The sequence below is a fragment of the Actinomadura sp. NPDC048955 genome (assembly GCF_040649435.1).
Taxonomy (GTDB): domain Bacteria; phylum Actinomycetota; class Actinomycetes; order Streptosporangiales; family Streptosporangiaceae; genus Spirillospora; species Spirillospora luteofluorescens.
Window position 1 is genome coordinate 39,094 of record NZ_JBEZJI010000053.1, and the last position, 25,499, is coordinate 64,592.

Below are 25,499 nucleotides of genomic sequence, written 5' to 3' on the forward strand. Positions count from 1 at the left end.
GAGATGCCTACCCACGAGCCGGTCGGGATCACCCGGCCCAGGCGAGCGCCCCGAGGGGACGGGCCCTAGCTCACCAGGTCGCGGGCGACCTTCGCGGCGCCGATCGAGGCGGCCCCGCCGGCGACCGCCACCGCGCCCGCGGTCACCCACAGCGGCACGCCCTTGCGGGTCTTCAGCCCGCTCATCACGTCGATCGAGTCGACGGCGAGGCCGATCCGGGCCCACAGCCGGCGCCCGGACTCGTCGCCGCTGAGCAGGTAGCCCGCGCCGAGCGCGATCTCCCGGGCGGCGAACATCCGCGCCACGTAGTCGCGGCCCGGGTCGGCGGCGCCGCCGAGGCCCATCAGCTTCACGGTCAGCCTCGGAGCGGCGAGCGCCGCGAGCCCGAGCGCGACCCGGCCGCGGGCCAGGTTGGTCGCCATCTCGTCCACCCTGTCCCGGCCGTCTGTTTCCTTCGCATCTGCCACGAAGGTGAGGGTATCGGCCCGCCCCCGGCTCCGAACCGGCGGGTAACCCCCTCCTTACACGTCTATGGTTCAGGAAGGCGGCACTTCCCCCGGACGAAGGTGGCCATGGAAGGCATCCTCACACTCATCGTCGTGTCACTGCTCGCGGCGTTCTGCGTGCGCTGGGCCGCGGTGCGGCTCCGGCTGCCCATGCCGGGCCGGTCCGCGGTGATCATCGTGTTCGTCATCGTCGTGCTGGCGTTGTTCGGCCAGCACCTGCGGAAGTGACCGGCGGACATGCACGGCAAGTGAATTTCCGGGGCCGATTCCGAACCTCCCGGCCCTTCGGGGAGTCATAACTGGCGAAACCGGCTTCACGCCCGTTCGCTGCCCGCCGGCGCCGACGCGCCCCGCCCGACCGGGGCGGGATCCCCCGGCACGCGCCTGCACGGTGGACGCGAACGGGACCCCGTACGGCGAAGCCGGCCGAGCCGAGGGAGAGCACCCGTGCCGCATCCGGCGACCGCCGTCCAGGAGACCGGGGGCACGATCGCCCCGCATCTGAGGCGCCTGCTGGAGTTCGTCGAACCCCATTCCGGCGACGTGTGCCTGGACGTCGCGCGCGGGCGCGGCCCGATGCCCGCCGCGCTCGGGCCGCACGTCCACCACGTGACCGCGGTGGACGCGACGCCCGTGGCGCCCCCGCCCGGCCCCGCCAGGCCGGGCCGGATGGAGACGGTGGAGTTCGGGACGGGCCCGGTCCGCATCACCGGCGGCGCGCGCGGCCCGGACGAGCGGCGCGACGGCGGCGGCGCGGGCCGCAGGCCCCCGGCCGCCATGACGCGCGAGGACCCGCGGCCGCGGCCCGCGCGCCCCGCCCCGCGCGTCCCGATCAAGGCGGACGCCACCGCGCTGCCGTACCGGGACAACACGTTCTCCCTGGTCACGGCGCGCTTCTCGCTCTACAACCTGGGTGATCCGGGCGACGTGCTGCGGGAGTTGCTGCGGGTGTGCCGGCCGGGCGGGCGGGTGGTCGTCGCCGACCTCGTCCGGGGCAACCTCGCCGGGCCCGAGCGCGACCGGATCGAGCGCCTGCGCGACCCCGACCATCCGGGCACCCCGTCGATCGCCCGGCTCACCGAGATGATCACCTCGGTGGGCGGCAGCATCCGGCGGCTGGACGTGTTCACCGTGGAGCGCCCCGTCGAGCCGTGGCTCGCCGGGGCCCGCGACGACGGCGCGGCCGACCGCATCCGCGCGGCCATGCTCGACGAGGTGGACGGCGGGCCCCGAACCGGGGCCAAGCCGCGCGTCATCGGCGGCGAGCTCTGGTTCACGCAGTCCTGGGCGCACGTCGCCGCGGAACCCATCTCCTAGCGCGACCCGCGCGCGCACCGGCGGAGCGGCACGAAGGCCCGCGCCGGGGAGCTCGGCGCGGGCCCGTCGTCAGCGTGCGGCCGTCACTTCCTGCGGACGGCCATCTTCGGGTACATCTCGGAGTACCCCTTGCCGCCGAAGTACGAGATGAGCTGCGCGTGGTTCGCGCCCGACGCGGACGGGAGGCCGCCGCGGAGGTCGGCGATCGGCGCGGCGAACCCGCACCCGTTGGTCTTCGGCACCGCGAACGTGTCGTCGGTCGAGTTGATCTTGACCCAGAAGGTGCCGTCCGGCCCCGAGGCCCCCGTGATCTCCTTCAGGTCCAGGTCGAGGGTGATCGGCGCCGCGTTCGATCCGACATGGCACGTGTCGCCCAGCAGCTGGTTGACGAGCTTCAGCTTCAGCGCCAGCCGGGTCTTGCGGTTGGGGATGTCGAGGTCGATCTTCCCGGCGTACTGCGGCTTCACCTTCAGCGCGAACAGCGGGACGCTCTCGGTCCCGGGGATGCCGAGGGCGCCGCCGGCCACGCTCATCGCCGTGCTCCGCATCTTCACGAACTTGGAGATCTCAGCGCCGGTCTTCGGGTCGTAGCCGGCCAGCATCGTGATCCGCATCGGCGCGGTGATCTGCTGGTCGATCTTGCCGATCTTCATGCTGCCGCCGCTGGTCACCAGCACGTTGCAGTACCAGTTCGCGGGGTCCGCGCCGACCGGCAGGACGTCGGGGCAGTCCGACAGGTCCAGCGTCGCGGGCGGCCCGTCCGCGGCCGCCTGAGCGCTCGGCTTCGGGGCGGTCCGGGCGGACGCCGCGGGCGCGGCGGCCAGGGCGGTGGCGGCGAGACCCGCCGACAGGGACAGCACGGCCAGCCGCTTGAACGTTGACGACACAGGGGTCCTCTCGCAGGGGGAAAGCGGCGGGGGGCCTCCCGAGCCGGCCGGAACGATCTGGGCTACTCGTGAGTATGGAGCGATCCAACGGCATGGAAGACGAAGTGTCAATAGGGGTTCCGCGCCGCCGCCGGAAGGCGGCGACAGGCACGGCTCACGAAGAACGCCGAGCTCAGCGGCGTGCCCGGCCCCGGGCCCGCGCCGCCGCGGAGCCGAGCCCCTACGGGACGAGGACGGCGGCGCCGGTGAAGCGGTCCGCCGCGAGGTCGGCGAGGGCGCGGTCGGCCTCGTCCAGCGGGTAGGGGTGCGTCGTGACGGCGACGTCCAGGCGCGCGGCCAGCCTCAGGAACTCCTCGCCGTCCGCCCGCGTGTTCGCCGTCACCGAGCGGACCTCCCGCTCCTGGAACAGGTGCCGCTGGTAGTCCAGAGGCGGCACGTCGCTCAGATGGATCCCCGCGACCGCGCACGTCCCGCCGCGGTCGAGGCGTTCGAGTGCGGCGGCCACCAGCTCGCCCGCGGGCGCGAAGACGATCGCCGAGTCCAGCGGGGCGGGGGCGGCGTCGAAGGAGTCGCCGGCCCAGGACGCGCCGAGCTCGCGGGCCAGCTCGCGGGCGGCGGGGCTGCGGGTGAACACGTGCACGTCGGCGCCCTCGGCGAGCGCGATCTGCGCGGCCAGGTGCGCCGAGCCGCCGAACCCCCAGATGCCGAGGCGCCCGCCCGGCGGCAGGGCCGCGCGGCGCAGCGCCCGGTACCCGATGATCCCGGCGCACAGCAGCGGGGCGGCGCGCACGTCGTCCAGCTCGGCGGGCAGCGCGTAGGTGTAGGCGTCGACGGCCAGCGCGTACTCGGCGTAGCCGCCGTGCGCGTCCCAGCCGGTGTAGACCGACGACGGGCACAGGTTCTCGGCCCCCCGGCGGCAGAACCGGCACGCTCCGCACGTCCCGCGCAGCCATGCGACGCCGACGCGGTCGCCGGGCCCGTGCAGGCAGCCGGGGCCCGCCGACTCGACCAGCCCGACGATCTCGTGGCCCGGCGTCACTCCCGGCAGGTGGACGGGCAGGTCGCCCTCGGCGACGTGCAGGTCGGTCCGGCAGACGCCGCAGGCCAGCACGCGGACCAGCAGCTCGCCCGGGCCGGGGGCAGGCGCGTCGCGCTCGGCGCGCCGCAGCGGCCCCGTCTCGATCGGGGCCGGCCGCTCCACCACCCAGGCGCGCACCGGCTCACCCCGGGTTCAGCGGCAGCTCGAACCAGACGGCCTTACCGTCGGACGTCGGGCGGGCGCCCCACCGGGTGGCGAGCTGGTCGACGAGGTAGAGGCCGCGGCCGCCCTCGTCGGTCTCGCCGGCGCTGCGGATGCGCGGCAGCCGCATGTCGGAGTCGAACACCTCGACCCAGATCGCGTCCGCGCCGCGCCGCAGCCGGAGCCGGAACTCCTTGGTGGGCGGCTCGCGGCGGCCGAGGTCGGCGCCGAGGTTCCAGTCGTCCTCGTCGAACGCGCCGCCCTCGAAGGGATCGGCGTCCAGGGCGCCGAAGTCGGTGTTGAACTGCACCGGCGGCGGCGCGCCCAGCGGCTCGCCGCCGCGTCCGGGCGGCCCGGCCGGGACCGGGACGACCATCTCGCGGCGCGGCGACGGCGTGGCGGTGGCGTGCAGGACGACGTTCGTGACGACCTCCGACACCAGCAGGCACGCGAGCTCGGCCTGCTCGTCGAGCATGCCCCAGGTCGCGAACGCGTCGGAGGCCATCCGGCGCGCCTCCGACACCATGATCGGCTCGGCGGTGAAGGTGCGCTCCTCCACGGCCAGCTCCTCGGCGGCGGTGCGGATCACCACGATCGCGACGTCGTCGGCGATGTCGCCGGGCACCGCGTCGTAGGCGGCGTTGGCGATCGCCTCGACCCCGCCGCGCGCGACCTCGGCGACGGCGGCGCGGACCAGCTCCCGCGCCTCCTCGCGCGTGTGGTAGTCGCCGTCGTCCTTGGAGCGCCGGTCGATCAGGCCGTCGGTGTAGAGGACGAGGGTGGAGCCCGGCTTCAGCTCGGCCGACTCCTCGTTGAACAGCAGCTCGCCGCCCATGCCGGGGGCGCGCAGGCCGAGCATGCCGCCCTCGCTCTCGAAGTCCAGCTCGCCGACCTCGCCGTCGACGACCAGCAGGGGCGGGTCGTGCCCGGCGTTGGCGAACTCCAGGACCCGCGACCAGGCGTCGTAGACGAAGTAGGTGCAGGACACCAGCGGCGGGCGGACGAGGTCGTCGCTGTTCCAGCCGGAGCGCATCCGCTCGGGCCGCGTCATCGTGCGGACCCACTCGTCGAGCTTGCGCAGGATGTCGGCGGGCGGCTTGTCGTCCTGGGCGAAGGCGCGCAGCGCGGCGCGCAGCTGGCCCATCACGGCGGCGGCGCGGGCCCCGCGCCCCTCGACGTCGCCGATGACGAGGCCGACGCGTCCCGCCGACAGCGGGATGACGTCGTACCAGTCGCCGCCGACCTGCGTCTGGATGCCGTGCCCGTGCGACTCCAGGGGCCGCGCCGGCTCGTACCGCCAGGCGATCTGCAGGCCGTCGAGCGGGGGCGGCCGGTCGCCGGGCAGCAGGTGCTTCTGGAAGGCGAGCGCGGTCTCGCGCTCCTCCTCGAACAGCAGCGCGTTGTCGACGGCCAGCGCGACGCGGCTGGCGATCGCGCCGAGCAGGTCGCGGTCGAAGCCGTCGTAGTGCGGGTCGGGCCGCTTGGACAGGTTCGACAGCGCCAGGCTCATCACGCCGAGCATCTCGCCGCGCACCAGCAGCGGCGCGGAGATCACCGAGGTGATGCCCATCTCGTGGCCGAGCCGCTGGGACGACTCGCTCGGCGCGGTGAACCGGTGCTGGATCATGTCCTCGACGAGGACGGCGTCGCGGCGGTCCATCGCCTTGGCGCTGAAGTGCCCGGGCGGGTAGGAGACGGGCTCGCCGACCTCCGCCCAGGTGCCGGGCGGCGGCTCCCAGCCGCCCGCGTGCCGCGACACCCGCCGGTAGAGGCGGTCGCCGCTGTAGAGGTCGATGAAGCAGTGGTCGGCGAACTGCGGGACGAGCGTGTCGGCGACCCGGCGCAGCGTGCTCTCCAGCTCCAGGGACCCGGCGAGCCGCTCCCCGATCCGCTCCATGAGGCCGTAGCGGTCCTGCTCGCGCTGGTTGGAGCGCAGCGCCTCGCGCGCGAAGATCACCACTCCGTCGACGGCGCCGGACGGGTGCCGCAGCGGGACGGCGTGCGCGCGGGTGTACACGGTGGTGCCGTCGGCGCGCAGGTTGCAGAAGGTGCCCTCCCACACGCCGCCCTTGAGGACGTGCTTGGCGAGCTCGGTGGCCTGCTCGTGGTCCTCCTCGGCGATGCCGAGCGACAGGATGGAGTGGCCGATGATCGCGTCGCCGCCGAAGCCGAAGAGCTGCCGGGCGAAGGAGTTGCCGTAGATGATGTTGCTGAAGCGGTCGCAGACGATGACCGCCATCTCCATCTGCGCGAGGACGGTCTCGGGCGGCAGGTGCGCCTCGTCAGGCGCTTCCCCCCAGTGGTTCATCTCCCCATCCCGATACCAGTCCCGATCCTCGCCCCGATGATCACCGCGCGTCGCGGCACGGACGTCCTACGTGGTTGCCTCGTCGTATTGAACGACGAACCCGCCGCCGGGATACGCCCGAAAGACGCGATGTTATGGAGATCTTCGGTATAGACCGTCGAGGCGGGGGTGCACACACCGGCCGTGTCAGCGCCTACTGACGAAAACGTGCTCGGCGATGCCGCGTGAGAGTTCCGTCGCGGGACTGTCGTCCTCGTCGTCACCGATCACCCGTACCCCGTCGTCGGTCGCCCGGAGAATCACCTCTCGTCCCGGTTGTATCCCTATCTGCTTGAGTCTAAGCATCAGGTCGCTGTCGCTCTGCACCTGCTCGCTGATCCGCCGGATCACCGCGCCCGCGCCCTGGGGGCTCGCCACCGCGGTCATCACCGCCAGCGGCGCCTCGTCGGCGTCGTCGCCGTGCCCGCCGAGCTCGTCCAGACCGGGGATCGGGTTGCCGTGCGGGCAGGTGGTCGGGTTGTCCAGCAGCGCGACCAGGCGGCGCTCGACGTCCTCCGACATCACGTGCTCCCACCGGCACGCCTCGATGTGGACGTCCTCCCAGGGCAGTCCGATGACGTTCACCAGGAGGCATTCGGCGAGGCGGTGCTTGCGCATGACGCGCGTGGCGAGACCGCGCCCGCTGTCGGTCAGCTCGAGGTGCCGGTCGCCCTCGACCCGCAGGAGCCCGTCGCGCTCCATGCGCGCGACCGTCTGGCTCACCGTCGGACCGCTCTGGGAGAGCCGCTCGGCGATGCGCGCGCGAAGGGGGATGATCCCCTCCTCCTCCAGCTCGAAGACCGTCCGGAGATACATCTCCGTGGTATCGATCAGGCCGTGTGAGGTCACAGCTCCCTCCAGTCTTATGGGCAAGAGTCTACTTGCTCGGACCCCACGTCGCCGGGCCCTGCGAATATCCCCCTGAAGCCGGGTACGGGGAAACGCGAGATGAACGCGAAACCTTCCCCTGACGCGGAACCTTTCCTGCCCGGGACGCCCGAGGAGCGGGCCGACCTGGAGGCGCTGCGCCGTGCCGCGGCCGGCTGCCGGGGCTGCGGGCTCTACCGGGACGCCACTCGGACGGTCTTCGGCGAGGGCTCCCCCGGCGGGCGGATGCTGCTCATCGGCGAGCAGCCCGGCGACCAGGAGGACCGCGCGGGACGTCCGTTCGTCGGCCCCGCGGGGCGCGTCCTCGACCGGGCGCTGGAGGAGGCCGGGATCGAGCGCGGCGACGTCTACGTCACCAACGCCGTCAAGCACTTCAAGTTCAAGCGGCAGGCGGGCGGCAAGCGGCGCATCCACGAGCCGCCGAACGCCGGCGAGATGCGGGCGTGCCGCCCCTGGCTCCTCGCGGAGCTGCGGCTCCTGGACCCGGACGTCGTCGTGGCGCTGGGGGCGACGGCGGGCAGGGCGCTGCTCGGCTCGTCGTTCCGGGTGACCCGGCAGCGCGGGCGGCTGCTCCCGATGCCCGGACTGGAGACGATCGGCACCCCGGCCGCCGCGCGGGAGATCGCCGACGAGCCGCCCGGCGAGGGCGTCGCGCGCCTCCTCGCGACGATCCATCCGTCGGCCGTTCTGCGCGCCGAGGACCGCGAGGACGTCTACCAGGGCCTGCTGAACGACCTGAGGATCGCCGCCTCGGCCCTCGGCTGACGGCGGCTCAGTCCTCCACCGGCACCGGCCCCGCATGGACGGTCTCGGCGGTGCGGGTGTCGTAGCGGAGGAGTGCGGGGACGGCGAACCCCGCCGCGATGACCAGCGCGGCGCAGGCCAGGCCCCCGCCGACCCAGGAGGCGGTCGCCCCCACGGCGCTCGCGGTCGCCCCCGCCCGGACGTCCCCGAGCCGGGGGCCGCCCGCGACGACGACGGTGAAGACGCCCTGGAGCCGTCCGCGCATCCGGTCGGGGGCGTACGTCTGGAGCATGGACTGGCGGAAGACCGACGACACCAGGTCGGCCGCGCCTCCGACGGCGAGCAGGACGACCGCGAGCCAGAGGCGGCCGGCCAGCCCGGCGGCCGCGACGGCGAGCCCCCAGACGGCGATGGACGCCACGAGCGCGATCCCCTGCCGGTGGATCCGCCCGATCCAGCCGGACGACAGCCCGCCGAGGAACGCGCCGACCGCGATCGCGGCGAAAAGGTAGCCGACCGCGCCTTCGCCGCCGAACCGGGTCTCGGCCGCCTCGGGGAAGAGGGCGCGCGGCATGGCGACCGCCATCGCGATGACGTCCACCGCGAACGACATCAGGAGCACCGGCTGCGTGGCCAGGTAGCGGAGCCCGTCGAAGACCGACCGCAGGCCGGGCGTGCCGGTGATGTCGCCGAGCGGCGGGATCGGCGGGAGCCGGAGCGCCGCGTACAGCACGACGGTGAACAGCACGGCGTCGAGGGCGTAGGCCGCCGCGTAGTGCCAGTGGGCCAGCAGGACGCCGGCGAACAGCGGCCCGGACAGCATCCCGAACTGGCTCGCGGTGAAGTTGAGGGTGTTGGCGGCCGGGACGAGCGGCCGGTCGATCAGCCGGGGGATGATCGCGCTGCGGGTGGGCGAGGACACCGCGAACCCGACCGCCTGGACCGCCACCACGCCCATGATCAGCGCGAGGCTGCCGACGTCCAGCAGCGCCTGGACGAGCAGCAGCAGCGTCGCCGCCCACATGACGCAGGACGAGATGAACAGCAGCCTGCGGCGGTCCATGTGGTCGGCCACCGCGCCGCCCCACAGCCCGAACACGATCAGCGGGACGAGGTTGGCGACGCCGAGGGCGCCCACCCAGAACGACGAGCGGGTCATGTCGTAGACCTGGACGGGGACGGCGACGGCGGTGACCTGGAACCCGACGAACGACACGCCCTGCCCCAGCCACAGCCGCCGGTAGGCCGGGTGGCCCAGCGGCCGGGTGTCGATCGCGAGCCCCCGCAGGCGCCTGCGGCGGACCGTTCCAACCGGCGGTGTCACGGAGCCAGTCTCTCCACCGCCCATCCCTCCGCGTCCCCGGGGGCCGCCCGCCGGTAGCGGATCCGGTCGTGGAGCCGGTCGCGGCGGCCCTGCCAGAACTCGATCGACTCGGGCACGACGCGGTAGCCGCCCCAGAAGTCCGGCAGCGGGACGGCGCCGGCCGTGTCCCCCTCCGGCGCCCCGGCCTCTCCGGAGGCCGGATCCGGCCAGCGCTCGGCCGCGTCGGCGTAGCGGCGCTCCAGCACCTCGCGCCCCGGGATGACGCCCGACTGGTCCTCGCTCGCCCACGCGCCGATCCGGGACCCGTACGGGCGGGTCCGGAAGTAGGCGGCCGTCTCCTCGCGCGGGAGCTCGTGCACCGGTCCCGCGACCCGCACCTGCCGGTACAGGGGATGCCACGGGAACACCAGCGCCGCGCGCGGGTTCTCCGCGAGGTCGCGGCCCTTGTGGGAGGTCAGGTTCGTGAAGAACCGGAATCCCTGCGGCCCGTAGCCCTTGAGCAGGACCGTCCGGGCGCTCGGGACCCCGTCGCCGGAGGCCGTCGCGAGGATCATCGCGTTCGGCTCGGCCAGCCCGGAGGCGTGCACCTCGGCGAACCAGGCGGCGAACAGGGCGAGCGGTTCGGCGGGGAGCGCCGACTCGGACAATTCGCCCACCTCGTAGGATCTGCGGAGCCGTGCGGGGTCCGGCGTTGGGGAATCCACAGCGTCAGAGCCTCTCACTTCCGGGCCCTGTGCAACTTGCAGGACCCCGGGGTACTGGTCAGTAAGGCGGGCAGGGTTCAATGGCACGGCACCGCCTTATCACACGGGACGAAAGGCAGGACGACACATGTCCGACTTCAAACCCGGTCTCGAAGGAGTCGTCGCCTTCGAGACGGAGATCGCGGAACCGGACAAGGAGGGCGGCGCCCTCCGCTACCGGGGCGTCGACATCGAGGAACTCGTCGGGCGTGTCTCCTTCGGCGACGCCTGGGGCCTCCTCGTGGACGACAGCTTCACCCCGGGCCTGGCCCCCGCCGACCCGCACCTGCTCCCGGTCACCTCCGGCGACGTGCGGGTCGACGTGCAGAGCTCCCTCCCCACCCTCGCCACCGCGTACGGGATGAGGCCGCTGCTCGACATCTCCGACGAGGAGGCCCGCGCCGACCTCGCCCGCGTGTCGGTGACGGCGCTGTCGTTCGTGGCGCAGTCCGCGCGGGGCGTCGGCAAGCCGATGGTCCCGCAGCACCGGATCGACGAGTCCGGAACCATCACCGAGCGGTTCATGGTCCGCTGGCGCGGTGAGCCCGACCCCAAGCACGTCCGGGCCATCGACGCGTACTGGGTCTCGGCCGCCGAGCACGGCATGAACGCCTCCACCTTCACCGCGCGCGTCATCGCCTCCACCGGCGCGGACGTCGCGGCCAGCATGTCCGGCGCGATCGGCGCCATGTCGGGGCCCCTGCACGGCGGCGCCCCCGCCCGCGTCCTGCCGATGATCGAGAAGGTCGAGCAGCTCGGCGACGCCCGCAAGGTCGTCACCGACATCCTCGACTCCGGCGACCGGCTGATGGGCTTCGGGCACCGCGTGTACCGCGCCGAGGACCCGCGCGCCCGCGTGCTGCGCCGCACCGCCAAGGAACTGGGCGCGCCCCGCTTCGAGGCCGCCAAGGCCCTGGAGGACGCGGCCCTGGCCGAACTGCGCGAGCGCCGCCCGGACCGTCCGATCGAGACGAACGTCGAGTTCTGGGCCGCGGTCATCCTCGACTTCGCTGAGGTCCCGACCTCGATGATGCCCGCGATGTTCACCTGCGGCCGCACCGCCGGGTGGGCGGCGCACATCCTGGAGCAGAAGCGCACCGGCCGCCTCGTCCGGCCGAGCGCCCGCTACACCGGCCCCGGCAGCCGCTCCCTCGACGAGGTCGCCGGCGCGGCGGAGGTCCTCAAGCGCCAGGGCGGCTGATCCGGCCCGCCCCCCGCACCCCACGCGCCTGAGGCCCCCGGTCGAACCGGGGGCCTTTGCCGTGCCCGGGTCACTTCTCCGGGGCGCCCGCCCCCTCGTCCTCCGGCGGGCAGTCGGCCCCGCCGGGGCCGCCGGGGACGAGGCGGCCGCACACCTGCGTGACCTGCGTCGTCCCGTCCCGCTGGATCGTCGCGAGGATCACCGGCCGGTCGACCACCTGGTGGCCGCCGCTGCGGGGACCGAACCGCAGCGCGCCGCTCGCTCCCTTGGGCAGGACGTCGTGGTCGGGGTCGTTGAGCGCGGCGAACACCGAGCCCGCCGACGGCAGCGCCCTCTCCTGCCAGTACACCCTGCTCGCCACGGTCGCCAGGAGGGTCGCCGCGTCGTAGCTCACGGCGGCGCGGGTGATGGACGGCCGCTGCCCGGACGCGTCGTCGTCGGTCATCTCCTTCAGGGCCGGGTCGTAGTCGGAGTAGAACGGCTGCAGGGGCTGGTCGCCGATCCAGCGCCGCGTCCACGCCTCCCGCGCGGCCAGCGGCGTGAAGTACAGGTCGAAGGTGCCCCTGCGGCCGAGTTCGCCGGCGTTGTCGCTGACGTACTTGGCGATCTCGTCGTCTGCGAGAACCAGCGGCTTCGGTTCCTTCGGGCAGAACAGCTCCAGCACATTGATGAACGAGCGGAACTCGTCCGACCGCCCCGCGTAGTAGAACAGGTCGGGCTGCCGCTTCTGGCACACCTCCCTGACGGACTTGTTCAGCTCGCCCGGATCCCGGTACGGGCGCATCAGCGCCTTTCCCGGCCGGAACGACCGCTGGAAGTCGGCCGCCAGGTTCGCGCTGTAGACGTCGTCCTCGTCGCCGTCGTAGATGACGACCGCGTCATCCGCCTTCCTGCCGCCGACGTCGCCGCGCCGCGCCCAGTACGCGGCGTGCCGGGCGGTCCGGGCGTTGGGGGACGCGAGCCGGAAATAGTACGGCGAGTAGCCCGCGTCCCCTTCGAGCAGCGCCGTCCCGTCGAAGCTGTTGGCGGTGCCGATGAGGGGCAGCGCCGACTTGGCCAGCAGCTTGATCGCCTGCTGGGTCTGCCGGCGGCTCTGCTCGAACCCGATCACGGCGACGATGGTGCGGTCCTTCAGCGCCCGCGCGCGGATCTGCCCGGCGACGTCCTCGGCGTAGCGGAACTTGGCGCCCGCGTTGGCGACCAGCACCCGCAGCCGCAGGTCGTCTCCCTCGGCCGCGTCGTTGAACCGCTTCTGCGCCATCGCCAGCCCGATCAGCTCGCCCTGCACCCCCGCGAGCAGGTCGATCCGCTTGTTCTTGATCGCGGGGTCGGCGGTCACCGGGCCGAGGTAGACCACGGTCGCGTACCGGGTGCCGGACTCCATGACGTGGTCGTTCAGCGACTCGATCTGGTGGAGGACCTTGTTGAGCCGGTTGTCGTTGTTCTTGCCGCCGGAGTCCTTGCCGAAGCGGTACGAGCCGTCGGTGATCCCGACGCACTCGCCGTTCTCCATCCGCCTGATGTCGAACGGCGAGCAGTACCGCTCCACCTGCACGGAGATGACGGAGACGGACGCGGCGGCGACCGCGACCATGGCGATCCACGGCAGCGCCGGATGGGCGAGCCGGGGGCGGCGCCGCACCGGCCGCACCGGCGGCAGGTCGCCGCCGGGGTCGCGGGTGATGTCCACGCGCAGGTCGCGGCGCGAGCCGAGGGCGCCGAGGCGCCGCTGCTCGCGGGTGTAGCGGTCCCACAGGCCGCGCGCGGCGATGACGCTCTGCGGCTCGTCCGACGCCACGTCCACCCGGACGGCCCGCGCGAGCCGCTCCAGCAGCCGGGGCCCGGACGGGTCGGCGCCCGCGGGGGCGTCCGGGTCGACCCCGGCGACGACGATGAGCGGGTCGAACCCGGGCAGCCGCCCGCTCGCCTGGCCGTCGGCGCGGACCCGCTCGGCCAGCTCCACGAACGCCACCCCGGGATGCCCGGCGGACAGGTGCTCGAAGATCAGCACCGGGTACCGGACCCGAGCCCACGCGGCCCGCCGGTAGTCGCGCCGGTAGTTGCGGCGCAGGTCCTCCAGGAACGCGGCGACCAGCAGCAGGTCGAGCTGCTCGCCGTGGTCGTCCGGCTCGACCGGGCGGGGGTCGAACACGCCGAGCGCGAACCCGAGGAAGCCGGTGGAGTCGCGGTCGACGTAGGGCTGGCGCAGGAACCAGCCGAACCGCCGCACCCCGTACCAGCCGCGCGTCCGGGCGACGATCTGGACGGTCACGAACGCCAGGCCGATGACGGCCGCGAACACCGCGGAGGCGAGGTCGAGCGCCGCCGCCGTCCCGGCGCTGATCAGCGCGACGACCGCGATGCCGATGGGAGCGATCTGCTCCAGGAACGATAAGAAGGTGGCGCGCCTGCCGGGCACCTCTTCGAGGTCGCGCAGGACGTCCCGCCCGCGCCGCCGGATCACCCGGTTGAGCTCGCGGCGGCGCGCGTTCTCGTTGTCCCCGACCGGCGGGTGCGTCAGCCGCCGGACGAGCAGGTGGTTCTCGCGCTCGGACGAGGACGCGCCGCGCGGCGGCGGGCGGTCGCCGGCCAGCCGGATCTCCCGCAGGTCGCGCAGCCACAGCGCCATCTCCAGCAGCGGGAACCGCAGCGCAGGCTCGCCCCGGGCGCGGCTGCTCGGCTGCGACAGCTCGCGCTTGGCCTCGCGCAGCACGCCCGCGACGTCGGAGGCGGGCGTGTCGGCAGCGATGTGCGACACCGGGGCCCGCTCGTCCTCGCAGCGGGACTTGAGCATCTCGGCGGCGTGGGAGGCGGCGCGCTCCGGCCCGAGCAGCAGGAGCAGGGGGCGCAGCCGCTCCCGCCACCGCCACGCCGGCCGCTCCCGAAGGCGTTCGAACAGGTCGAGGACCCCGCGCAGCCGATCCTCGCTCAGGATCCGGTCGCCGTCGCCCGCCATGCGCCACGCCTCATTCCCGTGTCTCGCCCGCCTCTGCCCGGCCGCTCCCCCGAGTCGCGCCTTCCGTGCCCGTTTCAGATTTGGACGCGGCGAAAGGCCGATCGGATCGAAACCTTTTACTGATCATGCGCCGGTTTCCGAAACCCGGCCACTTTGTCATCATGGGCGCCATGAGAGAAGCCCCCGCCGGAGACGACGAACCGCTCGAGGGCGACATCGGCCCCGCGGCCGGCGCCGCGGCGGGCACGGTCGCCCGCCCCGCGGTCCCCGTTTCGGAGGCGGCGGAGGCGGCGCAGACGCTGAGGCGGTTCGACGCGGAGCGCGAGGAGCGCCGCCGCGCCACCAACGCCGTCGCCGGGCGGATCGCCGTCGCGGTCGCCGCGCTCTTCCTGGCGTTCCTCACCTACGACTCCGCCACCACGGCCGTGGAGGCGCGCTCCAGGGGCGACGCCTGGATCTACCCTCCGGCCGTCGTCGGCGGCGCCTGCGCCGTCGGCCTGGTAGCCCTGCTGACCTGGGCCTGGCGCCGCCGGCGTCTCGGCATGTGAACTCGGCCCACGATCTCCACCGCAGGTCAGATAGCCTCGGGTGAGTGACCGACAGCGCGAATCCCACCATCGACATTCCCGCCGATCTCAGGCCCGCCGACGGCCGTTTCGGGTGCGGTCCCTCCAAGGTCCGTCCCGAGCAGCTCGCCGCCCTCGCCGAGTCCGGCTCGACCTACATGGGCACCTCGCACCGGCAGAAGCCGGTGAAGTCCCTCGTCGGCCGCGTCCGGGAGGGGCTGGCCGAGCTCTTCTCGCTGCCCGAGGGGTACGAGGTCCTGCTCAGCAACGGCGGCACCACGGCGTTCTGGGACGCGGCCGCGTTCGGCCTCGTCCGCCAGCGGTCGCAGCACCTGACCTTCGGCGAGTTCTCCAGCAAGTTCGCCAAGGTCACCACCGGCGCGCCCTGGCTGGGCGACCCCACCGTCATCTCCAGCCCGCCCGGAACGCACCCCGAGGCGTCCGCCGAGGAGGACGTGGACGTCTACGCGCTCACCCACAACGAGACCTCGACCGGCGTCGCCATGCCGATCAGGCGCCCGGCGGGCACGACCGCGCGGGACGGCCTCGTCCTGGTGGACGCCACGTCCGGCGCGGGCGGCCTGCCCGTGGACGTGTCCGAGACCGACGTCTACTACTTCGCGCCGCAGAAGTGCTTCGCGGCCGACGGCGGCCTGTGGGTCGCGCTCGCGTCCCCGGCGGCGCTTGAGCGGATCGACGAGATCGCCATGTCCGACCGGTACGTCCCGGAGTTCTTCAACCTGAAGACGGTCGTCGACAACTCCGCCAAGGACCAGACGTACAACACCCCGGCCGTGGCCACGCTGCTGCTGTTCGCCGAGCAGATCGAGTGGATGAACGGTCAGGGCGGCCTCGGCTGGACGACGTCCCGCACGGCCGACTCGTCCCAGCGGCTGTACACGTGGGCCGAGAAGACGTCCTACACGGCGCCGTTCGTGGTCGACCCGGCGCAGCGTTCGCAGGTCGTCGGCACGATCGACTTCAACGACGACGTGGACGCGGCCGCCGTGGCCAAGACGCTGCGCGCCAACGGCATCGTCGACACCGAGCCGTACCGCAAGCTGGGCCGCAACCAGCTGCGCATCGGCATGTTCCCCGCGATCGACCCGGGCGACGTCGAGGCGCTGACCGCCTGCGTCGACTACGTCGTCGAGCGCCTCTGAGACGAGCCGGAGCCCTCGGGGGGCCACGCCGCTCCCCCGAGGGCCGGTTCAGGCGACGGTCAGCAGACCGCCGGTGCCGCCCGCCCGCTCCACCACGCGCCGGAGCAGGCCGGCGCGGTCCCCTTCGGCGCCGGCCGGGGTGAAGCCCGTCCCGGCGCGCGGGCCGGTTCCGGTCTCTCGCGCCGCGGGCGCGAAGGCCGTCGCGAGGACCTCGGGCAGGTCGCGCCGCCCGGGGCGGCGCTCCATGCCGACCTTCAGGTAGGCGCCCTCGCGCAGCAGCACGACGGTGGCGAACCGGACCCGGGTGTGCCGCTCGACCTCCCGGAACCAGCGCGGCTCGGACGCCCAGTAGATGTTCTGGTCGGTGTCCACCGCCATGGTCAGCGGGCTGAGCGCCCCGCGCGCCAGGTGCACCTCGGTGGGGCGGTCGCGCTCGACCCACGCCAGCGCGCCCCGTCCGGCCAGGGCCTGGGCGACCCCGATGATCTCGGCCGGGGAGCCCGGCGCCGCCCGGCGGGTGTGCCCGATGGCCACGGCGGCGCGGTCGAGCTCGGACAGGAGCTCCGGCCGCCAGACCCCCGAGAACCCGCCGCGCCCGCTCACCACCCGGCAGCCCGCGCCGCCGGCCCCGCCGAGCCCCGGCTGGGCGCCGAGCAGCGCCAGGCCGGCCGAGCCGGTCCCCCGTTCCTCGGCGAGCGCGCCCAGCATGACGAACACGTCCGACGCCCGACCCGGGTCGGCCGCGAACGGCGAGCGCACCATCCCGAACAATCCGCACATGCAGGATGAGATGCGGACCATGGGCGGACGGTTCGAGACCCCGTCCACCGGGCGTGACCTCCGGCGTCGGCCGCGGCTACGCCGGCCGGTGTACGGAAACCTGGATTCGAGAGCCTGGCAATGTCCAGGAGTGATGGGCGATGAGTCGACCGTGTGAGCCGGATCGGCTTCGGAACGGCCCGCCTCGCTCAGCGGTCGAGGCCCCAGCGGTAGAGCACGTCACGTCCATGGGTCAGCCACGTCCCGTCTCTGAACGGCACGGCCGGGGTGAGGTCGTCAGGGTGGCTCTGGTCGGGATAGGCGATCATCCCCAGCGGCCTTCCGGAGCTCACCAGCCAGTGGCTGGACGGGCGCCAGCGCTCCGCGCCGAAGAGCTCGGTCTCGATCTCGTCATAGGCGTCCTCCATTTCGAGGAGCAGGAGATCGTCGCTCAGATGGCCGCCGCTGTGGCCGGTGAGGTTGGGGGCGATGTGGACCGGCTCGGTGTCCTGTTCGGACGCGAGGAGGTCGGCGCAGGTGACCACGGTGGCGGTGCCGTCTCCGCGGGCGGCGTGCCATCGCGCGTCGGTGGTGTCGCCGCTGTCGCTCAGGCCGACGGTGACGAATCCGGAGCCGGAGGGGGCGCCGTCCAGGAGCGCGCGATCCGCGGCGTGCGAGACCGCGCCGCCGGAGCCGACCCGGAAGGTCGTCGCCCGGGCGGCGCGGGCGCCCACCGCCACGGGGCGTGCGTCAGGCCCTACGACGAGGTCGACCGAACGTTGCCGGCCGCCGATCGGGACGGTCAGCCGGTCGATCTCGTCGCCCGCGACGCTGAAGAGCGCCAGGTCGATCGCTTTGTGCGGGTCCGTTCCGCCGGCCGCCGCCGGGTCGGGAGGGACGGCCAGCCACACCCGCGGTTCGGCCCCGGACGGCTGGACCCAGCGCACGTAGCGAACCGGGTTGCCTGCCGGGCCCGCGTCCGGGCGTTCCCACAGCAGCGTCCCGTCCCGCGTGACGAGCCGGTAGGAGCTCGCGTCCACGAGCACGGCGTGGGACAGGTCCGGGGCGACCGGACCGGCCCCGATGATCGGTCGTCCACGGGCGCGACCGGGGAAGAAGGCCACCGGCTCGGCGGACCGGGCGCCCTCGGCCGTCACGTCGTGGACTGCTAACCCCTCATCGGTACGGATGAGCAGGCGCGGTACGGGGCCGGTGCGGTCGATCACCCCGGCTCCGCTGCCCAGCAGCCCGGTGTCCTTCGTGCGGTAGACGACCAGCAGCCGTGGACGAATCACTCTTCCGACCTCCTTCGTGCGGCGCCTGGCGACCTGCCTGCTCGGCGCCCTCGTGGCCCTGGGCATCATGATCGTCAGCCGGTCGCGCAGGGGCGAGTTCCCGTTCGGCTCCTGCGTGCTCGCCGGTGTGGTCGCCGCGGTGCCGGCCCCTGCCCGCGGGATGAGATGCAGATCATGGGTGGACGGTTCGAGACGGCCGGGAGGCCGAATAAGCTCAGGGGCGTGAACCGCGCGCCCCAATGGCTGCTGCCCACCGTGCTGACCGCGCTCATCCTGGCCGTGGTCGTCGGGGCGCTGCTGGGCTGAGCGGCGCGGATCAGGTGATCGTCGGGGCGCGGAACGGGGATGATCGATCCATGTCAGCACGCCGGACCGCCGTCCGCGCGGGCACCGCGATCGCCCTCGCCGGCGCCCCGGTCTGCCTGCTCTGCCCCACCCCCGCCGCCTCCGCCGCCGGCACCGCCCGCGACGACACGGTCGCCTTCACGATCAGGGACGAGCGGATCACCGAGTCCAGCGGGCTGGCCGCCAGCGCCCTGCACCCGGGCGTCGTCTACACCCACAACGACTCCGGGGGCGTCCCGAAGGTCTACGCACTGGGACCGGACGGGCGGGTCGTCGCCGTGCTCACGCTCGCCGGCGCGGGAGCCCGCGACTGGGAGGCGATGGCGATCGGCAAGGACGGCCGCGGCCGTCCGGCGATCTTCGTGGCGGACATCGGCGACAACCTCGGCGGCGCCTGGCCGTACGTGACCGTCTACCGGATCACCGAGCCCACCCGGCTGGTGAGCCGGACGCTCCCGGCGACCCGGTTCCGGATCAAGTACGAGGACGGGCCGCGCAACGCCGAGACCATGATGATCAACCCGCGCACGAACCGGCTCTACATCGTCAGCAAGCTGTTCGGCGGCAAGATCTACGAGGCGCCGGCGCGGCTGCGGACCGGCGGCTTCAACGTGCTGCGCAAGGTCGGGGACGCCCCGGCGATCGCGACCGACGGCGCCTTCGCCCCCGACGGGCGGACCTGCGTCATCCGCACCTACTTCGGCGCGCGCCTGTACTCGGTCGGCGCCGACGGCCGGCCCGGCAAGACGATCGAGTCCCTCGGCGTGCCCGCCCAGAAGCAGGGCGAGTCCGTGACCTACACCGCCGACGGGAGGTCGCTGCTGGTGGGTTCCGAGGGCAGGAACCAGCCGGTGTACCGGCTGCCGCTGCCGGAGAGGGCGCGCCCGGCCCCGGCGCCCTCCCCAGGGAAGGCGGCGGGCGCGGGGAAGGACGCCACCGACGGCCGGCTGGACTCGGCCGACACCCGCATGGCGCTGTTCCTCGCCCTCGGGATCACGGCGGCGGTCGGCTACGGCCTGGTGCGGCGGCGGCGGTGAGACGGCGGCGGCGTGCTCACGCGACCGGTGAGACTCATGTGACGGCGGTGGAGCCCGGACCTGACCGGCGCGATGGATGTCGGTTCCGGAGGGCGACCGGATCGTGGAAGGGGGCGACGGTCCCGCGGGGACCCGTGTGAGGATGCGGACTGTGGAGCATGAGCTGGTGGGCCTCGCGGGATCCGGCGGCCGGTGGCGCCCCGTCGCCGCGGGTCCCTTCACCGTCCTCGCGGTGGCGCTGGCGCTGCTGCCGATCCGGCCGGTGTGGCTGTGGGCCGCGCTGATCGGCGCCGTCGCCGCGTTCCCGTGGCTGCTCGGGGCGGTCCCGGAGGCGCGCCGCCGCCGCCCGCGCCCGTACTGGCGGCTGTCGGCGGCCGGGCTGGAGCGCGTCGGCCCCGGCGGGCTGACGATGGTCTCCTACGAGCGGTCCCGGCTCGACGGCCTGGCCATCACCACCGGCGACGGCGTCCTGACCGTCTTCCACCGGTTCGGCCGCACCGCCGTGGGCGGGATGACGGCGATGGGCCTGGAGCCGCTCGCGGTGTTCGTGGCGGCCCGCAGGCTCGGCATCCCCATGCACGTCCTGGACGGCGAGGCCTCCGACCTGCTCGACCCCGCGCTCGACGAGGCCCTGCGCGTGTCCGGGCTGGAGGACGACGTCCCCGGCGGCGGCCCCCTGCCGCGCGACCACGCCGCCGAGAAGCGGCTGCTGGACCAGGAGGCCGCCCTGCTGGCCGCGGCGCACGAGCCGCCCCCCGAGCCGCTCTCCCGCCGCGCGTCCCGCGCGGCGCCCGACGAGCAGCGGCTGGCCACGCCGGAGCCGCTGCCGAGCCGCCGCCGGATCGTGCTCCTCGGCGCGCTCACCGCCGTGCTCGGCGCCGTCATGATCGTCCGGATCGCGCTGGACGGGACGGGCGAGTTCGGCGCCCGGCTCGCCGCGGGCTGCTGGGCGCTCGCCGCGATCGGCGGCGTCCTCGCGGCGCGCCGCCGGCTGCTGCGGGCCGCGCAGGTCCGCTGGACGATCACGGCGGAGCGGCTGCTGGTGCGGGCCCGCCCCGGCCGCCGCCGCGAGACCCAGGACCTGCGCGCCGAGAGCGTCGCCGCGGTCGTCGTCGGGCCCGGCCTGCGCCTGGACCCGGTGAGCGGCGAGCCGCGCCGCGCCGACCTCGCCGCGCTGGCGTTCGGGCACCGGCTGGAGCTGGTGGCCCGGCTGCCCGCCCACGGCCTGGACGGCTTCCAGCTCGCGCACGCCCTCGACGACCACGGCTACCGCGTGATCACCCCCGGGGCGCGGTCGCCGCGCCGTCCCGACTACGGGCTCGAAGGGCTGCCGGAGATCTTCGCGCAGGTGCCCGGCGGGCGCCTGGTCGTGGAGGGCGACGGGCTCGGCTGGGCCGACGCCGCCGGCGACGTCGTGCTGAAGATGCCCCAGGACCGCATCGGCGGCATCGAGCTGCTGACCGTCTCCGGGCACGCGTGGGTCCGGCTGTACGACTCCGACGGCGACGAGTTCTTCTCGGCACCGCTGTCGTCGCTGCGGATCTCCCGCACCGACCTGCGCGACTCGGCCCGGCGCGCCGGGCTCCCCGTCAACGACGCCGAATACGACGCCTACCTGAGCGCCGCGTTCCACTCGGCCATGTCCTCGCTGTCGGCCCCCGACCCGGCGCCCGCCGCGGCCCTGCCGGCGCAGGGCGTCGCGCAGGAGGGCGCGGCGTCCCGGCCGGAGCCGTCCGGCGAGCCCGATCTCGTCTTCCCCGTCCACACTCCGCCCAGCCCGGTGACCGCGCCGGGCACGGTCCTCGACGCGACCCGCCGGTCCCGCGTCGGCACCTACGGGATGAGCGTCCTGCTGTGCGAGGCGGTGGCGCTGCTGGGCGCGGTGTGGCTCGGCCCCGATCTGGGCGGGTTCAACGCCACGGCGCTGTGGTCGATGCCGGCCGGGCTCATGATCGGGCTTCTCGGCTACTGGCTGTACGACCGCAACCGGTCGCAGCTGCGGGTGTCGTCCGCCGGGGTCGCCGTCGTCACCCGGCGCGGCCGGGTCGAGTGGGACCTGGCCCGCGACCGCCTCGGCGGCGTCGGCATCGACGACGCCGTCGAGCGGATGCCCCGGCTCGTGGTGTGGGGGCCGTCCGGGCGGGTGCTGCGCCAGATCACGTTCCCGCCCGACATCGGCGAGCTGCGCCGCGCCTGCGAGCGCTACGGCGTCCCCTGGGGCCCGCCGGACGCCGACCGCCCCGCCCCTCCCCCGCCGGAGCTGTGACGCAGCGGCCACGCCATCAGCGGCTCGTACTCCAGCTGGGTGTTGTCCTTGCCCGGCAGGTGGCTGCGCACCAGCTGGACGGTGTCCGCCGTCCACGGCATGCCCGCGAACGATGACAGCGCCTCGACGAGCGACCGCACGTCCACCGGCCGCCGGGACCGCGCCAGCGTCATGTGCGGCCGGAAGCCGCGGTGCTTGTCGGGGATCGTCCCGACGCGGCGGCCCGCGGCGGTGGTGGAGGCGGCGAGCCTCGCCAGGGCGCGCCGGTCGCCGTACAGGCCCGTCCACAGGACGCGGGCGTGCGCGCCGTTGCCGGGGAACGCGCCCGCGCCCGCCAGCGACAGCGTCATCCGCTCGTGCCGGCGGACGGCGCGCTCCAGCCTCGGGAGCAGGCGCTCCAGGGTGCGGTCGTCGACCTCGTCGAGGAACGTCAGCGTGACGTGCAGCAGGTCGCGCCGGATCCAGCGCAGCTCGGAGACCGTTCCGAGATGGGGCCGGACGGCCTCCGCGAGCTCGTCCAGGACGTCCGGCGGCGGGACGAGCGCCACGAAAAGCCTCATGAACGCTTCCACAGGGCCACCCCGCCAGCCTTTCAGCAGGCGGCGTTCCTTGTCACGCAAATAGGGCCAACCGAATCGCCGCACACAGCCGGTTTTATGAACCGCGCGCGGCCCTTTACCGCGCGGCGACCCGGCGCTCGTCGGCCCTCCACCGCGCGGCCAGGGCGCCCACGGCGAGGGCGGCGACGACGGAGACCAGCCCGCCGAGGACGAGGGAGGCCCGCGCGCCGAAGTGCTCGGCCAGCCAGCCGACCGCGGGCGCGCCCAGCGGGTTCGTCCCGAGGAACACCAGCATGTAGAGGGCCATGACGCGGCCGCGCATCTCGGGTGCGACCCCGAGCTGGACGGACGCGTTCGCCGCCGTCATGATCGTCATCATCGCGATCCCGGTCGGCACCAGCAGCGCCAGGAACGACCAGTACGTCGGCATCAGGCCGGTGAGGACCTCCAGCGCCCCGAACACCAGGCCCATCACCACCAGCAGCCGCAGCCGGGGCCGGGCGACCCTCCGGGCGGCCAGGAGGGCGCCGCTGAGCGCGCCCAGCGCCAGCATGCTCGACGCGAGGCCGAACGCGGAGGCGTCGCTGTGGAAGACCTCCTTGGCCACCAGGGCGACCGTGGTGCTGAAGTTCATGCCGAACGTGGCGAGGAAGCCGATGAGGATGAGCACGAGCATCAGGTCGCGGCGCCCGCGCACGTAGCGGAGCCCCTCGCGGAGCTGGCCCTTGGCGCGCTTGACGGGGGCGGCCTGGTGCAGTTCGTCCCCCCGCATGGCGTAGATGCCGAGCAGGACGGCGCCGAACGACGCGGCGTTCACCAGGAAGACCGGGCCGGTGCCGATCAGCGCGATCAGCACGCCGGCGACGGCCGGGCCGAGCAGCCGCGCGCCGTTGAAGGTGGCGCTGTTCAGCGCGATCGCGTTCGGCAGGTCGCGCTTGCCGACCATCTCGACCACGAACGTCTGGCGGGTCGGGTTGTCCACGACGGTCGCGACGCCGAGCCCGAACGCCAGCACGTACACGTGCCACACCTGCGCCGTGCCGGAGATCGCGAGGAGGCCGAGGATCAGCGCGAGCACGCCCATCGACACCTGCGTCAGCATCAGCACGCGGCGCTTGGAGTAGCGGTCGGCGATGACGCCGCCCCACAGGCCGAACAGCAGCATCGGCAGGAACTGCAGGCCGGTCGTGATGCCGAGCGCGGTGCCGCTGCCGTGGGCGAGATCGAGGACGAGCCAGTCCTGCGCGATCCGCTGCATCCACGTCCCGGTGTTGGAGACGACCTGGCCCGCGGTGTACAGGCGGAAGTTGTGGTTGCGGAGGGAGCGGAACATGCCGGCGCGGCTGCCGGGCTCCTCCGCGATCTCCTCGGGCTCCGCGGGCGTCTCGGCGCGGTCGGGCCGTTCCGGGCTCGGGGTCTCGGGGGCGTCCGGTCCGGGCGGGGGCGCGGGCTCCGGGACGTCCGCCACGGCCTCCTGGAACGGTCCGTCCTTCTCCGTCACGGTCGCGGCGGGGGCGTTGGGGGCAGTGGGTGCGGCGGGCGCGGTGGGGGTGGTGGCGTCCTGGCGCGCGGCGGGGCGGGCGGGCGCGTGCGGGGCGGGACGCGGGGAGGGGCGGCGACGGCGGGAGCGGGCAGGGCTCGCGAGGGCGGCGGTCCGGGCCGGGTGCGCGGCCCGCCGCCCGCGGGCCCCGCGCGTCGCGGGCCCCTCGGGTTCGTCGGGGGTTTCGTTAGCAGAAGTCATTACCAAGGCTAACGGTAATCGCGACGCCCGCATTCCGGCAAGCGCGAGAAAACCTGATCAAGCGGACAGCCGCCCCCGCGCGCCCGGGACGGCGGGGTCAGGAGCGGCTGAGCTTGTCGATGACGGGGGCGGCGCGGCGGAGGATCTCGCGCTCCTCGTCGGTCAGCTCGCTGAGGCGCAGGGCGAGCCAGGCCTCCTTGCGGCGGCGCTCGTCGGCGAGCAGGGCGGCGCCCTCGTCGGTGGCGTTCAGCACGACCTGGCGCCCGTCGGTCGGGTGCGGGCTGCGCGCGACGAGCCCCCGATCCTCCAGGTAGGCGATGACGCGGGTCATCGAGGGCGGCTGCACCTTCTCGTGGTCGGCCAGCTCGCGCGGCGTCATCGACCCGTGCCGCTCGATGGCGGCGAGCGCGGCGAACTGCGTGAGCGACAGCGTGCTCGCCTCGCCCGCCGCGGACGGCCGCAGCGTGCGCAGCCGGCGCGACAGCCGCGCGATCGAGATGCGCAACTCCTCGGCCAGCCCCGGCGCGGACGCCGTGCGGCCCCGGATCGGTGGCAATGTCATCGTCCTCGGTCTCCTGTGCTGCCCATGCTGCCACGCCGCCACTTGACACTGTCGCTAATCTTCTTAGCCTTACAGCTAAAGAGATATAGGAGGTCGCGATGCCCCGTGCGGGACTGTCGCCCGACGCGGTCGTGGACGCCGCCGTCGCCGTCGTGGACGCCGAGGGCCCCGGTGCCCTCACGCTGGCGGCGGTGGCGGGAAGGGCCGGGGTCGCGACCCCCTCCCTGTATAAGCATGTCCGCAATCTCGCCGAGTTGCGACACCTGGTGACCGCCCGCGTCCTGGAGGAGCTCGCCGAACGGCTCGGGGAGGCCGCGCTCGGGCGGTCCGGCGACGACGCCGTCCGGGCGCTGATGTACGCCTACCGGGCGTACGTGGTCGCGCATCCGGGCCGCTACGGGGCGATGGAGCAGACGGCGGAGCCGGAGGGCGTCCCGTCGGGCGACGCCGCGGAGCGGCTGCTGAACATCCTGTACGGAGCGCTGCGCGGCTACGCCCTGGAGGGGCCGGAACTCGTGCACGCGGCGCGCTGCCTGCGCTCGGCCGTCCACGGGTTCGCCGTCCTGGAGGCGGCGGGCGGTTTCGGGCTGCCCGCGGACCTGGAGGCCAGTTATGAGCTGCTCATCACGATGGTCATCAGCGGACTGGCGGGCCGGGGCCGCGTAGCCTGAGCGCATGAGCCCTCCGCGCCGCCCGGACCCGCCGCCGATGCAGACCAACGACGTCCGCGTCGCGGCCGCCGGGGCGCTCGCCTGGGCGGTGGCGCTCGTCGTGCTGCTGATCGTCGGGCTGCCGTCGCAGGACCGCTGGTGGCTGTGGGTGTGCTGCGTCGGCATCGGGATCGGGCTGTTCGGCGTGTGGTACGTCCCCAGGCTCCAGGCCGGGCGGGCCCGGCAGGAGGCCGACCGCGCCGCCAAGCGCGAGGCGTCCCGCTGAAGCCCGCCGGGCCTCGCTAGGTGTGATGTCCAGGGAGGTTGGTCAGCCGGGTGATCGGTGGCTGGTCTCCGATGGCGGAGTGGGCGCGGTGGTGATTGTAGAAGTGGAGCCAGGAC

The 25,499-nt window shown here is 74.0% G+C and carries 24 protein-coding genes; 11 read left to right on the forward strand and 13 right to left on the reverse strand.

The annotated features are described in order from the left end of the window. Positions 1–65: 65 nt before the first annotated feature. Positions 66–467, reverse strand: a complete 402-nt coding sequence (locus AB0C84_RS35280) for a hypothetical protein (RefSeq protein ID WP_258944698.1) — start codon at positions 465–467, stop codon at positions 66–68. 105 nt (positions 468–572) lie between these two features. On the opposite strand from AB0C84_RS35280, the gene AB0C84_RS35285 reads away from it, so the two are divergent. Continuing rightward, positions 573–734 (forward strand): hypothetical protein, encoded by a 162-nt coding sequence (locus AB0C84_RS35285; protein ID WP_361074787.1) that lies wholly within the window; start codon positions 573–575, stop codon positions 732–734. A gap of 219 nt (positions 735–953) precedes the next feature. Next, positions 954–1,823: a methyltransferase domain-containing protein gene (locus tag AB0C84_RS35290; protein WP_361074789.1), complete on the forward strand. Its 870-nt coding sequence runs from the start codon at positions 954–956 to the stop codon at positions 1,821–1,823. An 83-nt stretch (positions 1,824–1,906) separates the two neighbouring features. Here AB0C84_RS35290 and AB0C84_RS35295 read toward each other — a convergent pair whose 3' ends face one another. From AB0C84_RS35295 to AB0C84_RS35310, 4 genes are all read right to left on the reverse strand, one after another. Next, positions 1,907–2,710: a hypothetical protein gene (locus tag AB0C84_RS35295; protein WP_361074791.1), complete on the reverse strand. Its 804-nt coding sequence runs from the start codon at positions 2,708–2,710 to the stop codon at positions 1,907–1,909. Between the two features lie 220 nt (positions 2,711–2,930). Then, positions 2,931–3,926, reverse strand: coding sequence for a zinc-dependent alcohol dehydrogenase family protein (locus AB0C84_RS35300; RefSeq protein ID WP_361074793.1), 996 nt, complete (start codon positions 3,924–3,926; stop codon positions 2,931–2,933). A gap of 4 nt (positions 3,927–3,930) precedes the next feature. After that, complete coding sequence (locus tag AB0C84_RS35305) at positions 3,931–6,258, reverse strand: SpoIIE family protein phosphatase (RefSeq protein ID WP_258944701.1); 2,328 nt, start codon at positions 6,256–6,258, stop codon at positions 3,931–3,933. Positions 6,259–6,444: 186 nt separating this feature from the next. Beyond that, entirely contained in the window at positions 6,445–7,146 is a 702-nt protein-coding gene (locus tag AB0C84_RS35310; protein WP_179844219.1) for a metal-dependent transcriptional regulator, read from the reverse strand. A 99-nt stretch (positions 7,147–7,245) separates the two neighbouring features. Between AB0C84_RS35310 and AB0C84_RS35315 the strand changes: the two genes are divergently transcribed. Further along, positions 7,246–7,950, forward strand: coding sequence for a UdgX family uracil-DNA binding protein (locus tag AB0C84_RS35315; RefSeq protein WP_361074795.1), 705 nt, complete (start codon positions 7,246–7,248; stop codon positions 7,948–7,950). 7 nt (positions 7,951–7,957) lie between these two features. On the opposite strand, the gene AB0C84_RS35320 is transcribed toward AB0C84_RS35315, so the two are convergent. After that, complete coding sequence (locus tag AB0C84_RS35320) at positions 7,958–9,253, reverse strand: MFS transporter (protein WP_361074797.1); 1,296 nt, start codon at positions 9,251–9,253, stop codon at positions 7,958–7,960. Further along, positions 9,250–9,909 (reverse strand): pyridoxamine 5'-phosphate oxidase, encoded by a 660-nt coding sequence (gene pdxH / locus AB0C84_RS35325; RefSeq protein WP_361074802.1) that lies wholly within the window; start codon positions 9,907–9,909, stop codon positions 9,250–9,252. The genes AB0C84_RS35320 and pdxH overlap by 4 nt, the downstream gene beginning before the upstream one ends. Positions 9,910–10,084: 175 nt before the next feature. Between pdxH and AB0C84_RS35330 the strand changes: the two genes are divergently transcribed. Continuing rightward, positions 10,085–11,197 (forward strand): citrate synthase 2, encoded by a 1,113-nt coding sequence (locus AB0C84_RS35330; RefSeq protein ID WP_258944705.1) that lies wholly within the window; start codon positions 10,085–10,087, stop codon positions 11,195–11,197. 70 nt (positions 11,198–11,267) lie between these two features. Here the strand turns inward: AB0C84_RS35330 and AB0C84_RS35335 are convergent, their stop codons facing one another. Beyond that, positions 11,268–14,153 carry an ABC transporter substrate-binding protein gene (locus AB0C84_RS35335; protein WP_361074804.1) on the reverse strand — a complete coding sequence of 962 codons (2,886 nt, stop codon included), beginning with the start codon at positions 14,151–14,153 and terminating at the stop codon, positions 11,268–11,270. Positions 14,154–14,323: 170 nt separating this feature from the next. On the opposite strand from AB0C84_RS35335, the gene AB0C84_RS35340 reads away from it, so the two are divergent. Next, positions 14,324–14,701: a hypothetical protein gene (locus tag AB0C84_RS35340; protein WP_361074806.1), complete on the forward strand. Its 378-nt coding sequence runs from the start codon at positions 14,324–14,326 to the stop codon at positions 14,699–14,701. Between the two features lie 44 nt (positions 14,702–14,745). Beyond that, on the forward strand, positions 14,746–15,882 hold the full coding sequence (serC, locus tag AB0C84_RS35345; RefSeq protein WP_258944708.1) for a phosphoserine transaminase: 1,137 nt from the start codon (positions 14,746–14,748) through the stop codon (positions 15,880–15,882). Positions 15,883–15,930: 48 nt separating this feature from the next. Here serC and AB0C84_RS35350 read toward each other — a convergent pair whose 3' ends face one another. Then, entirely contained in the window at positions 15,931–16,683 is a 753-nt protein-coding gene (locus AB0C84_RS35350; protein WP_258944709.1) for a hypothetical protein, read from the reverse strand. 167 nt (positions 16,684–16,850) lie between these two features. Next, complete coding sequence (locus tag AB0C84_RS35355; RefSeq protein ID WP_361074809.1) at positions 16,851–17,936, reverse strand: hypothetical protein; 1,086 nt, start codon at positions 17,934–17,936, stop codon at positions 16,851–16,853. A 165-nt stretch (positions 17,937–18,101) separates the two neighbouring features. On the opposite strand from AB0C84_RS35355, the gene AB0C84_RS35360 reads away from it, so the two are divergent. The 3 genes from AB0C84_RS35360 (at position 18,102) to AB0C84_RS35370 (ending at position 21,584) form a co-directional block, all read left to right on the forward strand. Continuing rightward, positions 18,102–18,242, forward strand: coding sequence for a hypothetical protein (locus AB0C84_RS35360; RefSeq protein ID WP_361074811.1), 141 nt, complete (start codon positions 18,102–18,104; stop codon positions 18,240–18,242). A 50-nt stretch (positions 18,243–18,292) separates the two neighbouring features. Beyond that, positions 18,293–19,318: a hypothetical protein gene (locus AB0C84_RS35365; RefSeq protein WP_361074813.1), complete on the forward strand. Its 1,026-nt coding sequence runs from the start codon at positions 18,293–18,295 to the stop codon at positions 19,316–19,318. A gap of 142 nt (positions 19,319–19,460) precedes the next feature. Further along, on the forward strand, positions 19,461–21,584 hold the full coding sequence (locus AB0C84_RS35370; RefSeq protein ID WP_361074815.1) for a hypothetical protein: 2,124 nt from the start codon (positions 19,461–19,463) through the stop codon (positions 21,582–21,584). On the opposite strand, the gene thpR is transcribed toward AB0C84_RS35370, so the two are convergent. From thpR to AB0C84_RS35385, 3 genes are all read right to left on the reverse strand, one after another. Then, positions 21,521–22,144 (reverse strand): RNA 2',3'-cyclic phosphodiesterase, encoded by a 624-nt coding sequence (gene thpR / locus AB0C84_RS35375; RefSeq protein ID WP_179844231.1) that lies wholly within the window; start codon positions 22,142–22,144, stop codon positions 21,521–21,523. The genes AB0C84_RS35370 and thpR overlap by 64 nt on opposite strands. Positions 22,145–22,259: 115 nt before the next feature. Continuing rightward, positions 22,260–23,918: an MFS transporter gene (locus tag AB0C84_RS35380; RefSeq protein WP_361074817.1), complete on the reverse strand. Its 1,659-nt coding sequence runs from the start codon at positions 23,916–23,918 to the stop codon at positions 22,260–22,262. Between the two features lie 64 nt (positions 23,919–23,982). Continuing rightward, positions 23,983–24,447: a MarR family transcriptional regulator gene (locus AB0C84_RS35385; RefSeq protein WP_361074819.1), complete on the reverse strand. Its 465-nt coding sequence runs from the start codon at positions 24,445–24,447 to the stop codon at positions 23,983–23,985. A gap of 98 nt (positions 24,448–24,545) precedes the next feature. Between AB0C84_RS35385 and AB0C84_RS35390 the strand changes: the two genes are divergently transcribed. Both AB0C84_RS35390 and AB0C84_RS35395 read left to right on the forward strand, forming a co-directional pair. Continuing rightward, positions 24,546–25,118: a TetR-like C-terminal domain-containing protein gene (locus AB0C84_RS35390; protein ID WP_179844233.1), complete on the forward strand. Its 573-nt coding sequence runs from the start codon at positions 24,546–24,548 to the stop codon at positions 25,116–25,118. A 4-nt stretch (positions 25,119–25,122) separates the two neighbouring features. Continuing rightward, positions 25,123–25,383, forward strand: a complete 261-nt coding sequence (locus AB0C84_RS35395) for a DUF2530 domain-containing protein (RefSeq protein ID WP_179844234.1) — start codon at positions 25,123–25,125, stop codon at positions 25,381–25,383. Positions 25,384–25,499 lie beyond the last annotated feature (116 nt).

Bases quoted from the DNA above. Each gene is read 5' to 3' on its own strand.
- AB0C84_RS35350 (WP_258944709.1), bottom strand. From the start codon at position 16,683: ATGGTCCGCATCTCATCCTGCATGTGCGGATTGTTCGGGATGGTGCGC.
- thpR (WP_179844231.1), bottom strand. From the start codon at position 22,144: ATGAGGCTTTTCGTGGCGCTCGTCCCGCCGCCGGACGTCCTGGACGAG.
- AB0C84_RS35365 (WP_361074813.1), top strand. From the start codon at position 18,293: ATGTCAGCACGCCGGACCGCCGTCCGCGCGGGCACCGCGATCGCCCTC.
- AB0C84_RS35370 (WP_361074815.1), top strand. From the start codon at position 19,461: ATGCGGACTGTGGAGCATGAGCTGGTGGGCCTCGCGGGATCCGGCGGC.
- AB0C84_RS35395 (WP_179844234.1), top strand. From the start codon at position 25,123: ATGAGCCCTCCGCGCCGCCCGGACCCGCCGCCGATGCAGACCAACGAC.
- AB0C84_RS35315 (WP_361074795.1), top strand. From the start codon at position 7,246: ATGAACGCGAAACCTTCCCCTGACGCGGAACCTTTCCTGCCCGGGACG.
- AB0C84_RS35340 (WP_361074806.1), top strand. From the start codon at position 14,324: ATGAGAGAAGCCCCCGCCGGAGACGACGAACCGCTCGAGGGCGACATC.
- AB0C84_RS35305 (WP_258944701.1), bottom strand. From the start codon at position 6,258: ATGAACCACTGGGGGGAAGCGCCTGACGAGGCGCACCTGCCGCCCGAG.
- AB0C84_RS35335 (WP_361074804.1), bottom strand. From the start codon at position 14,153: ATGGCGGGCGACGGCGACCGGATCCTGAGCGAGGATCGGCTGCGCGGG.
- AB0C84_RS35390 (WP_179844233.1), top strand. From the start codon at position 24,546: ATGCCCCGTGCGGGACTGTCGCCCGACGCGGTCGTGGACGCCGCCGTC.
- AB0C84_RS35380 (WP_361074817.1), bottom strand. From the start codon at position 23,918: ATGCGGGCGTCGCGATTACCGTTAGCCTTGGTAATGACTTCTGCTAAC.
- AB0C84_RS35330 (WP_258944705.1), top strand. From the start codon at position 10,085: ATGTCCGACTTCAAACCCGGTCTCGAAGGAGTCGTCGCCTTCGAGACG.
- AB0C84_RS35385 (WP_361074819.1), bottom strand. From the start codon at position 24,447: ATGACATTGCCACCGATCCGGGGCCGCACGGCGTCCGCGCCGGGGCTG.
- AB0C84_RS35360 (WP_361074811.1), top strand. From the start codon at position 18,102: ATGCAGATCATGGGTGGACGGTTCGAGACGGCCGGGAGGCCGAATAAG.
- AB0C84_RS35285 (WP_361074787.1), top strand. From the start codon at position 573: ATGGAAGGCATCCTCACACTCATCGTCGTGTCACTGCTCGCGGCGTTC.